Annotated in this window: 16 protein-coding genes; 8 read left to right on the forward strand and 8 right to left on the reverse strand. The window is 63.9% G+C overall.

Annotated elements, in window-relative coordinates; translation table 11 throughout:
• Positions 1–60: 60 nt before the first annotated feature.
• Entirely contained in the window at positions 61–480 is a 420-nt protein-coding gene (locus tag FJ957_RS11455; RefSeq protein WP_140831375.1) for a hypothetical protein, read from the reverse strand.
• Positions 481–718: 238 nt separating this feature from the next.
• On the opposite strand from FJ957_RS11455, the gene FJ957_RS11460 reads away from it, so the two are divergent.
• Positions 719–1,534, forward strand: a complete 816-nt coding sequence (locus FJ957_RS11460) for a sterol desaturase family protein (protein WP_140831377.1) — start codon at positions 719–721, stop codon at positions 1,532–1,534.
• A 64-nt stretch (positions 1,535–1,598) separates the two neighbouring features.
• Here FJ957_RS11460 and FJ957_RS11465 read toward each other — a convergent pair whose 3' ends face one another.
• From FJ957_RS11465 to FJ957_RS31790, 3 genes are all read right to left on the reverse strand, one after another.
• Positions 1,599–1,901: a DUF982 domain-containing protein gene (locus tag FJ957_RS11465; protein ID WP_140831379.1), complete on the reverse strand. Its 303-nt coding sequence runs from the start codon at positions 1,899–1,901 to the stop codon at positions 1,599–1,601.
• Between the two features lie 141 nt (positions 1,902–2,042).
• Positions 2,043–4,124, reverse strand: a complete 2,082-nt coding sequence (locus FJ957_RS11470; RefSeq protein WP_140831381.1) for an ATP-dependent helicase — start codon at positions 4,122–4,124, stop codon at positions 2,043–2,045.
• 102 nt (positions 4,125–4,226) lie between these two features.
• Positions 4,227–4,394, reverse strand: a complete 168-nt coding sequence (locus tag FJ957_RS31790; RefSeq protein ID WP_181177538.1) for a hypothetical protein — start codon at positions 4,392–4,394, stop codon at positions 4,227–4,229.
• Between the two features lie 144 nt (positions 4,395–4,538).
• Here FJ957_RS31790 and FJ957_RS11475 point away from each other — a divergent pair, with 144 nt between their 5' ends.
• Positions 4,539–4,721, forward strand: a complete 183-nt coding sequence (locus tag FJ957_RS11475) for a hypothetical protein (RefSeq protein WP_140648177.1) — start codon at positions 4,539–4,541, stop codon at positions 4,719–4,721.
• A 367-nt stretch (positions 4,722–5,088) separates the two neighbouring features.
• Here FJ957_RS11475 and FJ957_RS11480 read toward each other — a convergent pair whose 3' ends face one another.
• The gene (locus tag FJ957_RS11480; RefSeq protein ID WP_140831383.1) at positions 5,089–6,057 is read right to left on the reverse strand and encodes a LysR substrate-binding domain-containing protein; all 969 of its coding nucleotides are present in this window, start codon (positions 6,055–6,057) and stop codon (positions 5,089–5,091) included.
• Between the two features lie 112 nt (positions 6,058–6,169).
• On the opposite strand from FJ957_RS11480, the gene FJ957_RS11485 reads away from it, so the two are divergent.
• From FJ957_RS11485 to FJ957_RS11505, 5 genes are all read left to right on the forward strand, one after another.
• On the forward strand, positions 6,170–7,003 hold the full coding sequence (locus FJ957_RS11485) for a hypothetical protein (RefSeq protein WP_140831386.1): 834 nt from the start codon (positions 6,170–6,172) through the stop codon (positions 7,001–7,003).
• Complete coding sequence (locus tag FJ957_RS11490) at positions 7,003–8,100, forward strand: DMT family transporter (protein WP_140831397.1); 1,098 nt, start codon at positions 7,003–7,005, stop codon at positions 8,098–8,100. Before FJ957_RS11485 ends, FJ957_RS11490 begins: the two co-directional genes overlap by 1 nt.
• Positions 8,090–8,302, forward strand: coding sequence for a hypothetical protein (locus FJ957_RS11495; protein ID WP_140831399.1), 213 nt, complete (start codon positions 8,090–8,092; stop codon positions 8,300–8,302). Before FJ957_RS11490 ends, FJ957_RS11495 begins: the two co-directional genes overlap by 11 nt.
• A gap of 353 nt (positions 8,303–8,655) precedes the next feature.
• Complete coding sequence (locus FJ957_RS11500) at positions 8,656–9,099, forward strand: MucR family transcriptional regulator (protein ID WP_140831888.1); 444 nt, start codon at positions 8,656–8,658, stop codon at positions 9,097–9,099.
• A 4-nt stretch (positions 9,100–9,103) separates the two neighbouring features.
• On the forward strand, positions 9,104–9,421 hold the full coding sequence (locus FJ957_RS11505) for a hypothetical protein (RefSeq protein WP_140831401.1): 318 nt from the start codon (positions 9,104–9,106) through the stop codon (positions 9,419–9,421).
• A 50-nt stretch (positions 9,422–9,471) separates the two neighbouring features.
• On the opposite strand, the gene FJ957_RS11510 is transcribed toward FJ957_RS11505, so the two are convergent.
• From FJ957_RS11510 to FJ957_RS11520, 3 genes are all read right to left on the reverse strand, one after another.
• Positions 9,472–9,672, reverse strand: coding sequence for a hypothetical protein (locus FJ957_RS11510; protein WP_140831403.1), 201 nt, complete (start codon positions 9,670–9,672; stop codon positions 9,472–9,474).
• 297 nt (positions 9,673–9,969) lie between these two features.
• Positions 9,970–10,692, reverse strand: coding sequence for a lysozyme inhibitor LprI family protein (locus tag FJ957_RS11515; protein WP_140831405.1), 723 nt, complete (start codon positions 10,690–10,692; stop codon positions 9,970–9,972).
• Between the two features lie 159 nt (positions 10,693–10,851).
• Complete coding sequence (locus FJ957_RS11520) at positions 10,852–11,088, reverse strand: hypothetical protein (RefSeq protein ID WP_140831407.1); 237 nt, start codon at positions 11,086–11,088, stop codon at positions 10,852–10,854.
• Between the two features lie 237 nt (positions 11,089–11,325).
• On the opposite strand from FJ957_RS11520, the gene FJ957_RS11525 reads away from it, so the two are divergent.
• A complete protein-coding gene (locus FJ957_RS11525) occupies positions 11,326–13,203 on the forward strand; it encodes an ABC-F family ATP-binding cassette domain-containing protein (protein WP_140831409.1) in 1,878 nt (625 codons plus the stop codon).
• The last annotated feature ends 189 nt before the right edge of the window (positions 13,204–13,392 follow it).

Below are 13,392 nucleotides of genomic sequence, written 5' to 3' on the forward strand. Positions count from 1 at the left end.
TTAGGCCCGGCAACCGCGCCGTAGCCGTCCATTGTCGTGCCCGCGGCCTGGAAGCCGAGGTCAACGGTGGCTGCGGTTGAGCAGTGGCCTGTGCTGGCGGATCAACTGGCGCTCGACATCGAGATAGGGCCTGATCAGTCCCGCCGCGGTCGTGGTCGGCTCCGGCTGGTGCACCACCGCCGTCAGCATGCCGTGTTCGGTGAGCAGGTTCAGCCACTTCAGCGCCTCCCATTTGGGCGTCGCGCCGCCGCGGCCGGTGAGGCTGCGGTTGATATAGCCGGGATAGGAAAGCAGGCGCTTGCCCGCCGACGCGCCGCAGGTGCCGATCCTGACCGCCCTGCCGTCGGCGGTGATCCAGGCATAGACGGCTTCGCCGAGTTCGCACGCCGTAGGGTCGGTTATCGTCACCCGGATGGACGATCTGTCCCGGCTGAGCCGCATTTCGGCCGCCGGCTTGAAACGCTCGCGATCGAGAAACATCCGCCCTCCTTGCCGCGCGTCCGCACTGACATGGTGAACGCGAGCGGTCCGTGCGGTGTTTCACGCAGCGCTCGAAAAGTTTCATGGGATGTCCGCGCCGCCCAGATCAAAGAGATAGAGCATGATGTCGTCCGAAAGCCGCTTCACGCTTTTCGCATCATGCTCTGCGCCATCAACGGTCCGTTCATCCTTTGGCGGCTAGTGTCGGAGGCTGGCCTCAGCCGATCCGCGAGCGACCGTGTTCGACCTTATCGACTTCAAGGCGGTGCTGGTCATCGCCCTCATCTTCATTCCGCTCGAGCAGCTCCTGCCGCTGCATGCAGAGCAATCGGCGACGCGCCGGCACTGGCTGAACGACGTTGTCTATCTGCTCTTCAACGGCATCGTCATCAAGCTCGGCATGTTGCTGGTGGTCGGCGCGGCGATGCTCGTGGTGCAGCGTTTCGTTCCCGAAGCGCTCGCCGCCGCCGTCCAGTCGCAGCCTTTATGGCTGCAGACAATCGAGGCTCTGCTCATCGCCGATATCGGCTTCTACCTTGCCCATCGCGCCTTTCACGCGGTGCCGTTCCTGTGGCGCTTTCACGCCATCCACCACTCGATCGAGGAAATGGACTGGCTGGCCGCCCACCGGGTGCATCCGGTGGACCAGATCCTGACCAAGTCGGCTTCGTTCCTGCCGCTGTTCGCATTGGGCTTTTCCGGCGAGGCGGTTCTTATCTACGTGCTGATCTATCACTGGCAGTCGGTGTTCATCCACTCCAACACGCGCATAAAGTTCGGGCCGCTGAAATGGCTGATTGCCTCGCCGCAGTTCCATCATTGGCACCATGCCAACGAACGCCAGGCCTATGACAGCAATTTCGCCGGACAATTGCCCTTTCTCGACCTGATCGGCGGCACCTTGTTCATGCCGCAACGAATGCCGGAAAAATACGGCGTCGACGAGCCGGTGCCGCAATTCTATCACCAGCAGCTCGTCTATCCCTTCGTCGCCGCGGCCGAACCGGCCGCGGCGATCGTTGAGGCCGCGCCCGCCGCCGCCAAGCCGGAATGACGGCACGGAAAAGCCCGCCACTGGGGCGGGTTTTCGCGGGAGGGTAGTCCTTTTGCCGTAAACCTCAGGCGGCGAAACCGCCATATCCGCGCGTCACCGGCTTGACCGAGACGACCGGCTGCTCCGAGGGCCAGAGCACGCCCGCCGTCACCGCGAAGGTGATCAGCGCATCGCGCGCCGCCTCGACCGAGATTTCTCCACTGCGCGCTGCCTCGCATGCCTTCACCGCGGCGCCGTAGCTGAGGCGGCGGCGCGACGGCGGAAATTCGGTCAGGAAGTCATGCATGTCGAACAGCGAGGCGATCATGCGCTTGTGGCCGGCGCCGACGCTGAGGGCGACGGGGGTGAAGAACATCCTGTCGTACATTCGGACCTCGTGTATTGGCTGTGGAAGCAGGGGGCTGCCGCCCCCGGTCTGGGGGAAGGACGCCACACAACGCGGCTTGCGGCGAGTGGTTCCGTGCGTGCCGATTTTTCCGTACTGGACGTGATCCGTCGGGCAGGCGGCCTATTTCCACATCCCGCGCATGCGGGAGCCGAGATCGACCTTGACGCCCGGCTTCTGGCGCGGGTCGTCCTTGAGCGCAGCACTTGCCCAGGACGACTGCTCGAAGGCCGAAAGCATCGAGGCCGGGATGAAGCGGGTGCGCGAGGCATAGACGTGGCGGTCGCCGCGCGCCGGCTGGTTGTGCGGATAAAAGCGCTGCGGCACGACGAGATGCAGGCTGTCCTTGGCCCTCGTCATCGCCACGTAGAGCAGGCGCCGCTCCTCCTCGATGTCCTCCTTGGTGCCAACGCCGAGATCGGCCGGGATGCAGCCGTCGACGGTGTTGAGCACGAAGACGTTCTTCCACTCCTGGCCCTTGGCCGAATGGATGGTCGACAGGATGAGATAATCCTCGTCGCGATGCGGCGGCCCGGCCTGGTCGCTGGTGGCGTCGGGCGGGTCGAGGGTGAGCTCGGTCAGGAAGCGCTCGCGCGACGGATAGGTCGATGCGATCTGTTCGAGCTGTATGAGGTCGGCGCGGCGCGTGATCGCATCCTCATGGATGCGTTCCATATGCGGCTCGTACCAAAGCCTGATCCGCTCGAGGTCGGCCGGCCATTTGGCGCCGGCGCGTAAGCCGCCATAGATGTCGAGGAACACCGGCCAATCCTGCGCGGCGCGCTGCGGCGGCCGGAAGCGGGCAAGGCCGAGCGTCTCGTCCAGCGACGTCGCCATGGCGTCCACGATCTGCGAGGCGGCAGATGGGCCGATCCCTGGCATGAGCTGCAGCACCCGAAAACCGGCGACGCGGTCGCGCGGGTTTTCGGCGAAGCGCAGCATCGCCAGCATGTCCTTGACATGCGCGGCATCCAGGAATTTCAGGCCGCCAAACTTGACGAAAGGGATGTTGCGGCGTGTGAGCTCGACCTCCAGCGGCCCGCTATGGCTCGAGGTGCGGAACAGCACCGCCTGCGCCTTCAGCGCCGTGCCGGCCTCGCGCTCCGCCAGGATCGCCTGGCAGACATAGTTGGCCTGCTCGGCCTCGTCGCGCACGCTGACCAGCTGCGGCTTGTGCGATGACCGCCGCTCGGTCCAGAGATTCTTGGTGAAGCGCTCGCTGGCCTCGCCGATCACCTTGTTGGCCGCGGCCAGGATCGTCTCGGTCGAGCGGTAATTGCGCTCCAGCATGACGACCGCTGCTTCTTGCGCGAACTGTCTTGGAAAGTCGAGGATGTTGCGCACTTCCGCGGCGCGGAAGGAATAGATCGACTGCGCGTCGTCGCCAACGACGGTCAAGCCCGCGCCGTCCGGTTTCAGCGCCAGAAGGATCGAGGCCTGCAGCCGGTTGGTATCCTGGTATTCGTCGACAAGTACATGGTCGAAGCGGCTGGAAAGATGCGCGGCGATCTCCGGCTCCGCCGCCATCTGCGCCCAGTAGAGCAGCAGGTCGTCGTAGTCGAGCACGTTCTGCACCTGCTTGGCCTCGACATAGGCCGCGAACAGCTCCTTGAGCTGGTCCGCCCACGCAGCGCACCACGGGAAGGCGGAGCCCAGCACTTCACCCAGCGGCGCCTGCGCATTCACCGCCCGCGAATAGATCTGCAGGCAGGTGCCTTTGGTGGGAAAGCGGCTTTCGGTTTTCGAGAATCCCAGCTCGTGCCGGGCAAGGTTCATCAGGTCGGCGGAATCTTCGCGGTCGTGGATGGTGAAGGCCGGATCGAGGCCGATCTGCTCGGCATAATCGCGCAGCAGTCGCGCGCCGATGCCGTGGAAAGTGCCGGCCCAGGCGAGCGCGTCGGTGATGATGGCGGCGTCGCGTCCCAGCACCTCGCCGGCGATGCGCTCAACGCGCTTGGCCATCTCGGCAGCGGCGCGACGGGAGAAGGTCATCAGCAGAATGCGGCGCGGATCGGCGCCCTTGACGATGAGATGGGCGACGCGATGCGCCAGCGTGTTGGTCTTGCCGGAGCCGGCGCCGGCGATCACCAGCAGCGGCGCGGCCACTTTGCCGTCGCCATGCATCACCGCCAGCCGCTGCTCGTCGTTCAGCCGGCCAAGATAGGCGGGCGCCTCGAAGGACGAATCACGAGCGGCGATGTTCATCGCCCATCAAGCATCGTTTCCGCTTTGTTCGCAACGGGTACGGCGCTGGCGATTGGCGAAAGCCGACGCGACAGACGATCTCCCAAGGGGAGATTGGCTGAACTACCGCTTCGGCTCGACCCCCATCGCCGCCGACTGGCGCCGCAAATTGCGCCGCTCGTCGCCCGGCATGTCCAGTGGCGCGACGTTGCCGGGCACCTCGTCGATAATCCTGATGGCGACGCGGTAGGCGGTGTAGGCAAACAGGCCTGTTAACATCAGGCGGATCATGGCTATCTCCTTATGCGGTTCGATCGGGTCTCAACCGGGTGGCCAACGGTTGGTTCCCCTCCAGCCAGCCAAACCGCGCCACGCAACCAAACCGCCACCGCTTCGTTGCCCTTGAGATCAAGGAGCAAACGAGAGGAGCTCGTCATGAAGAAGCTTCCTGTGCTGCTGGCTCTTGCGGCAGGGCTCGTGCTCGTCGCCTGTGACAACAGCGTGCAACCCACCAAGGCGCCGGGCGCTGAAGTCAACCAGAATCCTCAGGTCGACAAGAACCCGGTGCCGAAATCGACCACCGGTGGCGACCAGCAGGGTACAGCGCCGAAGCAATAGGGCAGGCGGGCTGAATTGTCGTCAGTCTGAAACGAAGAAGGCCGGCGCTGCTTGGGAGGAAGCTGATAGCGCCGGCCAAGCGGGAAAATCAGGCCCGCCGCACAACATAAGATAGCTGAGTCTCCGCTTTGCGTCATGGTGCGATCGCGGTAGCCGGCTATACAGCTCCGAAGAAATCACCGGAAAATCCTGAAATTCCGCCGAGGTCCGCCTTCGCGGGTATCTGGGTGTCGTGTTTTGCTGCGCGCGACCTCATCGGAGGCAATCGTGAAAAGTCTGGCGGCCAAGACGCTGCCGACGGCCGGATATTGGCGGCCAGAGCTATCGAGGAAGAGGTGTGCGAACGCTGGTAGCCGGCATCCGGCCTTCAAGCCACCGCCGCGCGCCCTAGTTGTCCGCCGGCGATCTCTACGTCCAGCTGGCGCTGCGTCAGCGCCGCTTCGGCCATGATCCACTGCTTGAACAACTGCACCTTGCGGGCGCCGAGCGCCTTGGTGGGGTTGACGAAATACCAGCCCGCCGTGTTGGGGTGGTGGACCGCGAAGGGGGCCACCAGCCGTTCGGCGCGGATGTCGCTTGCCATATAGGCGCGGTTGGCGACGGCAAAGCCCATGCCGGCATTGGCCGCCTCGTAGGACATCATGCAGCTATCGAAATAGACGCTCATGGTTTCGCCAAGCACGAAGCTCGCGCCGGCAAAGCCCAGCCATGACTGCCAGCTCTGCGTGCAGGTGTCGGAATGCAGCAGTGTGAAATAGCGCAGGTCTTCCGGCGTCACCTTCGACAGCGGCTTGTCGCCCAGCACATCGTGGAAGAGCTTGCGGCTGCAGACCGGTGTCAGGTCTTCCTTGAACAGCAGTTCCGAGGTGAGGCCGGGGAAGTTGCCGTCGCCATATCGGATCTCGAGATCGTATTCCGAGGTCGAGAATTCATGCGTGGCATAGGAAGTCGCCACCCGCATCTCGATGTCGGGATATTGCCGCTGGAAGGACGAGAGCCGCGGGAACAGCCAGCGCGCGGCAAAGGTCGGCAGCACGCAGATCCGCAGCACATGCGCCTGCGACTGGCCCGTAGCCTCCATGCTGGCCGCTACGATCCGCTCCAGCGCCTCGCGGACGCGCGCCACGTAGGTCTCACCCTCCGGCGTCAGCGACACGGCATTGCCGCCGCGCTCGAAGATCTTGAAGCGAAGCTGATCCTCCAGGCTCTTCACGCGCTGGCTGACGGCGGAAGCGGTGATGAACTGCTCTTCGCCGGCACGCGTGAAATTCCTGTGCCTCGCGGCGCTCTCCACGATTTTCAGCGAGTTGAGGTTGACCTGACTGAGCAGACGCACGGGGTTTCGACCTTAAGCTGGGCTTACGCTACCACCAGCATTCCTAAATTTACAGGGGTAGGCGTTTAAATGACTGCTAACCAAGTGTTGCCCCCACCTTGGAGAAAGTAGAATGAACGCCCATACAATTCCCGAACTGCGCTGCGCAATGAGCCGCGAGGCGATCATTGGTCATGAGACCTCCTGGAAAGTGTCGGGTTTCGGCGTCGCCCAGTATCGTCACGGTTACGACCCCGCTCTGCTTGCCGCCATCGAGGAAGCCGCCCTGAAGTTGAAGGCCAGCCATGCCGTGCACAAGCACCTCGACCTCACCTTCATCACCGGCGCCGACCGCTATATTCCGGAGATCAAGGAGCTTTTACACGACAAGCTGCGCCTGGAAAGACTTTCCGACATGATGGGCACCAAGCTCGAGCCGTATCCGCTGTCGATCGTCGGCTCGACCGTCACCTTCATGAATCCGAAAGACGGTGCGGTCGAATGGCATTGCGACGGCGTTCCGGTGACCGAACTCATTCCGCTGTCGATCAGCGACCCGCTCATCGGCGGCCATCTTGAGATCTATTGCGACGATTCCGAGACCGGCCGCTCGATCCTGGAATCCGGCCGCGATCTGCCGCGCAACAAGATCATGCGCATCGACCACAAGATGAACTATGCCACGCTCGGCCAGTTCCTCGGCGTGCTCCATCGCACCGCGCCGATCCAGCTCGGCGAGCGCGTCACGCTGGTGCTCAACCAGCGTTCGGCGACCAAACCCTATGTCGACGACAACCGCATGTTCTATCTTGCCGCCGACAACGACCATGACCGTGCCTGGGTGAACGAACTGGCCGAGGATGTCTGGACCAACCAGTTGCCCGCCTACCGCCGCCATGCCGAGGAGCATTCCGCGCCGCAGCCGACGGCGGAAGCGGTTTCCGGCGGGACGAGGGAGTCGTGGTAATGAGCCATGATCCGGTCGAGCGTCAGCCGCCCTCAGTGTCGCTGAGCCTCGGTCCGGTCGTGCCGGAAAATCAAAACCGTTCCAGCGTCGCCCCCGGGGCGGCGCTGGCCTTCGCCCTCGGCGCCGTGGCGCTGTGGGCCACCAACGCCCTGGTCGGCAAAACGCTGATTGCCCTCTATCCGGTGTCGCAGGTGCAGTTTCTGCAGTTTTGCGGCGCGGCCATGGTCTTCGCGCTGATCCGGCTCTTTCCTTTTTCCCCTGTGGGAGAAGGTCGATCGGCGCGCAGCGCCGAGATGGATGAGGGGTGTTCCAGCGAAATGGGACGTCGGCGTTCCCTGGAGCATCCCTCATCCGACCTCGCTTCGCGAGCCCGCTTTCTCCCACAACGGGAAAAAGGGAATGCCGCGTTCGCCTACGCCGTCGGCTTCCTGGGCCTGGTCGGCACGATGGTGCTGCAATATATCGGCTTCGCCTCGATGCCGGTTATCGAGGCAAACCTCGTCGCCTACACTTGGCCGCTGATGACCGCCGCGGCGGTCATCCTGCTCGGCCGTCCGCGCCGTCCGCTGTTGCTCGGGCTGGCTGCGGCGCTCGGCTTCATCGGCGTGGCGCTGGTCATTTCGGGCGGTCGCGCGCAGACCTGGTTCCAGGGCGGCAGCCTCGTCGGCTACCTCGCCGCTTTCGGCTCGGCGCTCTGCATGGCCTTTTACTCGCTCGCCGTCGGCCGCCTTGCCGTGTCGCCGGAGCGCCTGCTGTTGCCCTCGGCGCTGATCGGCGTCGCGCTCACCTTTGCCTGGTGCCTGCATGACGGCGTCGTGCGCCCGACCGGCGCGCACCTTGTGCTCGGCCTCTATCTCGGTGCCGGCCCGATGGGGCTCGGCTATTATTTCTGGTCGCGCGCGGCGAAGCTCGATCATGGCGGCAGGATAGCGGTCGTCGCCTATCTGACGCCGATTGCTTCCACGTTTCTGCTGACGCTCTCGGGCGAAAGCCTGTCGATGACGGCGGTTGCCGGCGCCGTTCTCGTCATCGGCAGCTGCCTTGCGGTCGGCATCGAAGGTACGGAGGCCCGGAACGATGTCCAAGATGGCCGTTGACGATGACGAACGCCGCGCCAGGCAGGAGGCGCACTGGCTGGTCAGGGAGTTTGGCGCGGAGGCGCCGCTCTATGCGGCCATGAAGGCCGAAAAGGCCATCGAGCAGAAGGATTTCGGCCGCTGCGCGCGCTGGAAGCGCGTGCTGGAGATCCTCGCGGACAAGCCGCCCGCGGAACTCAGGCGCGGTGTCGCCGCCAGATGACCGATTTGCCATGGGGCCGCCGAATCGCGCATGTTCGATTATCCGACGGTAGATTATCGCGGCGTGCCGGAACTTGCCCTGAACTTCGATTTTTCAGCAACTTTCACGGCGAATCGAAGTGCTATAGCGCCTTTTGCGCATCCAGGCGGGCCGCCGGTGCTATAAAGCGCTGGCTATAGCTATTAGAATTCCTAACTTGCGCGTTTCCAGTCCGCGTAGAAACATCACCCGGTATTGAGTGTCGTAGCTTTACTGACTCTGGACGGTCCGTTGGGGGACAGGTCCAATTCGATACACCGACGAAAGTCTTAAAAAAGAGCTGGCGATTTGAGGACCAGCAGAAGGTGAAAAAATTGTCCAACATCGACGACAAGACTGCAATCGAGCTGACCGCCGACATTGTTTCGGCCTATGTCGGCAACAATCCGCTCCCCGCCTCTGGCCTGCCTGATCTGATCGCCAGCGTCAGCGCCTCGGTTCGCAAGCTCGCCGGCGGCAGCGTTGTCAAGGAGGCGGTGGCTCTGACGCCCGCCGTCAACCCGAAGCGCTCGGTTTTCCCCGACCACATCGTGTGCCTGGAGGATGGAAAGAAGTTCAAGTCGTTGAAGCGCCACCTCGCGACCGACCATGGTCTGACGCCGGACGAATACCGCGCGAAATGGGGCCTGCCCGCCGACTATCCGATGGTGGCACCCAGCTATTCGGCGACGCGTTCCGCACTGGCCAAATCCTCCGGCCTCGGCCGCAAGCCAGCGGGCGGCGACGCGGGCAAGGGCAGGCGCAAGGCCAAGGCCTGAGGCCATGTTGCCCGCAACGGATGATGGCGCGCCATGGCCGTGGCGCGACCATCTGACTGCCCTCGGCGCGTTGCGCCGTGGCGTAGCCGTCCAGTCCTCGGTGGACGCGGCCGACGGCGTCAGGGCGCGGCGCATCCTGTTTTCGCTGGGCGATCCCTCCGGCGACTTGCTTGCCGCGCTCGACGCGCTTGACCGGTTCGAGCGCGCCATCGTCGAATGCGACGACCCGTCGGCCATCGAAGCGCGCAGACTGAGCTGCTTGGTCATCCTGGACCGCCTTGCGGCAAACGTGCGCAGCGGTTTTCCGTCCGGAATTGCGTAAAAACAAAGAAGACAGGGCGTTTCGCCGTTTCCGTGAAACAGTGGAACGCGCTAGCGGCGGGCCTGGGGCGGCTTGACCGGCCGGGTGCGCTCGGAATCCTGCTCGCCGGCAAGGCTCTCCGCCTCGACCGCTGTCATTTCAAGGAGATAGACAAGCATCTGGTAGCGCGTGTGCGAGAGCATTTTGGCCAGCTTGCGCGTGATCTCCGCGACATATCGCAACGTTCGTAAATCGCTGGGCGCTCCATCCATCGTGAGCTCCTGATATGGCCAAGTTGTTTGGGCCAAGTTACGTGAACCAAGTTATCGTTGGCGCCCACTCACGACTCACGGCGCGACTACAGGTTTGCAGGTTTGCGGCAAAACTGAAATCATTTTTTATAAGCATCATGCTTTGGCACGGAAGATTTTGCCATCTTTTTTTGGTGGTATCGCCACTTGTGGCGCTAATATTGAACCAGGCCGAACTTGCGGTTGTCTTGCCGCGCATGGCTGATTTTCCGCCAGGGAATGTTGATCGTAACAGGCCGGCCATAGCGGTCACGCCGCTCAGTCCTTATAGGCGGAGCAGAAGCTTGGCGGGTTGTCGTTGCCGATCATGGTGCAGCCGCGCTTGATCTCGTCGACCATCATGCTGCATGCATTCTGCCCGTTGCAAGGCGGATTGGTCGCCGGCGACACCTGGATGCACTGCGAGACATACTGGTCCGACTTCGCCTTGCCGGCGGATTGCACGCATGGCCGCGTGTCGTTCTGGCTTGCCTTGGCGGGGGCGGGTTTCGCGGGCGCGGCGCCAGCCGTCGCGGGCGCGGCCTTCGCAGGCGCGGCACTGCCGCCGCTTTGCGGCACGCAGGAGAGATCGCCTTCGGGGCATTGCAATTGGTGCTGCAACTGCGCCAGCCGCGCCTTGGTCAACTCCGCCCTGCAGGTCTCGACGAGGGTCGAGTACACTGAGCCATCGGCATAAGGCTGGGTGCGGAAGGCGCACTCCTTGTCGCGGAACGGGATCCAGGCGCGCTGCGCGTCGCGCAAGCGCTTCAGGCTGGCGGGAGCGAGACGTCCCGCCAGCACCTTGTAGACCGCGTTGAGGCCAGCGTCGGCCGAAGCGGCATTCGCGGTCGTGCAGGTAGCAAGGTCGGCCTGCGTCTTCGCTGCCGCGCAATCGATGGCCGCACGGGCGGCGGGGGTGGTGAGAAGCATAGCCAGCCCGGCGGCGACTGCGAAAATTGCGACCGCCAGCGAGGCCGAAAGGAGCGAGGTCTTGCCCGACATCTGATCTGCCCTCTGTTTGAATCGAACCCCGCCGCTCGCGCCAGCATAGGTTGAGACAACAGCCGCAATCAACGCCAAACCTGTGACGTGGCAAGCAAAGTGTGACCGGGCGAGATTGGCGACAGCGCAGGAGCGCGCAGTCTCGGGACGATGGCCGCCCTAAAGCGCCTTCCCGGAATCGATCTGGATCAACAGGTGTTCCGGCGCCCGCGTCTCTGGTCTGTTCGCAATCTTTCCCGCCTGAGGAGAGGTTGGTTGGGCCTGCGGCCCACTCGCGCGCTCGGTCGGAACAGCAATTTGACCGGTCTGGTCCTCGAACAGAACCACCTGCGTCGCCAGCGCGGTTGTCGTGGCGACCTGGAAGAAGATGAAGGCTAGGGCGAGATGGCGGATCACGGGCCTCCAAACGCTTCGGCCGGCAACTGGTTCCAGTCCGTCGTGTTTTTGCTGAGCGGCCAATACACGTCGCCCAGAAGTGCGCAGCGGTTCCGGGACAACGACATGCGGCAAAACAAAGACTTAAAGCGCATCGCTTGAGTCCGGTGCAACGCTACGCGCTTTAACAGGCTGCGGCGGGCCTCATCCCGGCTCCTGGCTCTTGCGAAGCGCCGATCTCCCGTGCAAAAGCCGGCCATGCTTATCATCAACGACCTTACGCTGCGCATGGCGGGGCGACTGCTTCTCGATCATGCCTCATTGACCCTGCCGGCCGGCACCAAGGCCGGTCTCGTCGGCCGCAACGGCACCGGCAAGACCACGCTGTTCAAGGCGATCACCGGCGATTTCCCTTCGGAGACCGGCTCGATCAGCCTGCCGAAGAACACCCGCATCGGCCAGGTGGCGCAGGAAGCGCCCGGCACCGAGGAGCCGCTGATCGACATCGTCCTGAAAGCCGATGTCGAGCGCCAGGCCTTGCTCGATGAGGAAAAGACCGCGACCGATCCGCACCGCATCGCCGAGATCCACACGCGGCTGGCCGACATCGACGCGCATTCGGCCGAATCCCGCGCCGCCACCATCCTTGCCGGCCTCGGCTTCGACGATGCCGCGCAGAAACGCCCCGCCTCGTCCTTCTCCGGCGGCTGGCGCATGCGCGTGGCTTTGGCCGCGGTGCTCTTCTCCGAGCCCGACCTGCTGCTGCTCGACGAGCCGACCAACTATCTCGACCTTGAAGGTACGCTGTGGCTGGAGAACTACGTCGCGAAGTATCCGCACACGGTGTTGCTGATCTCGCACGACCGCGATCTGCTCAACCGCGCCGTCAACTCGATTGTCCATCTTGATCAGAAGAAGCTGACCTTCTGGCGCGGTGGCTACGACCAGTTCGAACGCCAGCTCACCGAGCAGCGCGAGCTGCAGGAGAAGAGCCGCGTCAAGCAGGAAACCCAGCGCAAGCATATGGAATCCTTCGTCGAGCGTTTTCGCGCCAAGGCTTCCAAGGCCCGGCAGGCACAGTCGCGCCTGAAGGCGCTGGAGAAGCTGAAGCCGATCGCCGCTGTCGTGAACGACACGGTGCGGCCGTTCTCCTTCCCGGAGCCGGTGAAGACGGTGGCTTCGCCGATCGTCGCGCTCAACGGCGTCAATGTCGGCTACACCGAGGGCAGCCCGATCCTGAAGAAGATGACGCTGCGCATCGATGCCGACGATCGCATCGCGCTGCTCGGCGCCAACGGCAACGGCAAGTCGACCTTCGCCAAATTGCTCGCCGGCCGCCTCAAGGCCGAGACCGGCTCGATGACGATCGCGCCGGGCCTGAAGGTGGCGATCTTCGCCCAGCACCAGCTCGACGACCTGCGTCCCGAGGAAAACGCCTACGAGCATGTACGCCGGCTGATGCCGGACGCGCCGGAAGCCAAGGTGCGCGCCCGCGTGGCGCAATTCGGCCTTGCGACCGAGAAGATGAACACCGCGGCGAAAGACCTTTCCGGCGGCGAGAAGGCGCGGCTGCTGATGGGCCTGTCGGCTTTCGAGGGCCCGAACCTCTTCATCCTCGACGAGCCGACCAACCATCTCGACATCGACAGCCGTGAATCGCTGATCCATGCGCTGAACGATTTTCCGGGCGCGGTGATCCTGATCTCGCACGACCGGCACCTGCTCGAAGCCACCGCCGACCGGCTCTGGCTGGTCAAGGACGGCGCGGTCAATCCCTATGACGGCGATCTCGAGGATTACAAGACCCTGGTCACCGGCGTGTCGTCCAACCGCCGCGAGCAGAAGGAAGCGGACAAGGCGTCCAAGGCCGATCGCCGCCGCGAAGCCGCCCAGCGCCGCGCTGCATTGGAACCGCTGGCGAAGGAAATCCGCGCTACCGAGGCGCTGATGGACCGCATCCGCAAGCGCATCGACCTGATCGAGGACGAGCTCGCCAATCCGGCCGTCTACGAGAAGGATCCCTCGACCGCGACGCGTCTCGCCAAGGAACGCTCGCAACTGGCGCAGACGCTGGCGCAGAACGAGGACAAGTGGCTCACGATGTCGGCGGAGTATGAAGAAGGGATCGCGGAGTGATTGGCTGATCTCCCCCCATGTGGGGGAGATGCCCGGCAGGGCAGAGGGGGCGCCGTCCCGCCGACTTCTCAGCTATTCGCAAATAGCGACAGTATTTTTTGGAAGCGAGCGACTTCCATATCAGAGGTTTGCGTTCCGTCGCGCCCCTCTGGCCTGCCGGCCGTCTCCGCCACAAGGGCCCACAAGGCG

Source organism: Mesorhizobium sp. B2-4-6 (assembly GCF_006442775.1).
Classification (GTDB): Bacteria; Pseudomonadota; Alphaproteobacteria; order Rhizobiales; family Rhizobiaceae; genus Mesorhizobium.

Coding starts and splice junctions, on each gene's coding strand:
- FJ957_RS11455 (WP_140831375.1), bottom strand. CDS start 480: ATGTTTCTCGATCGCGAGCGTTTCAAGCCGGCGGCCGAAATGCGGCTC.
- FJ957_RS11465 (WP_140831379.1), bottom strand. CDS start 1,901: ATGTACGACAGGATGTTCTTCACCCCCGTCGCCCTCAGCGTCGGCGCC.
- FJ957_RS11470 (WP_140831381.1), bottom strand. CDS start 4,124: ATGAACATCGCCGCTCGTGATTCGTCCTTCGAGGCGCCCGCCTATCTT.
- FJ957_RS31790 (WP_181177538.1), bottom strand. CDS start 4,394: ATGATCCGCCTGATGTTAACAGGCCTGTTTGCCTACACCGCCTACCGC.
- FJ957_RS11475 (WP_140648177.1), top strand. CDS start 4,539: ATGAAGAAGCTTCCTGTGCTGCTGGCTCTTGCGGCAGGGCTCGTGCTC.
- FJ957_RS11485 (WP_140831386.1), top strand. CDS start 6,170: ATGAACGCCCATACAATTCCCGAACTGCGCTGCGCAATGAGCCGCGAG.
- FJ957_RS11490 (WP_140831397.1), top strand. CDS start 7,003: ATGAGCCATGATCCGGTCGAGCGTCAGCCGCCCTCAGTGTCGCTGAGC.
- FJ957_RS11495 (WP_140831399.1), top strand. CDS start 8,090: ATGGCCGTTGACGATGACGAACGCCGCGCCAGGCAGGAGGCGCACTGG.
- FJ957_RS11505 (WP_140831401.1), top strand. CDS start 9,104: ATGTTGCCCGCAACGGATGATGGCGCGCCATGGCCGTGGCGCGACCAT.
- FJ957_RS11510 (WP_140831403.1), bottom strand. CDS start 9,672: ATGGATGGAGCGCCCAGCGATTTACGAACGTTGCGATATGTCGCGGAG.
- FJ957_RS11515 (WP_140831405.1), bottom strand. CDS start 10,692: ATGTCGGGCAAGACCTCGCTCCTTTCGGCCTCGCTGGCGGTCGCAATT.
- FJ957_RS11525 (WP_140831409.1), top strand. CDS start 11,326: ATGCTTATCATCAACGACCTTACGCTGCGCATGGCGGGGCGACTGCTT.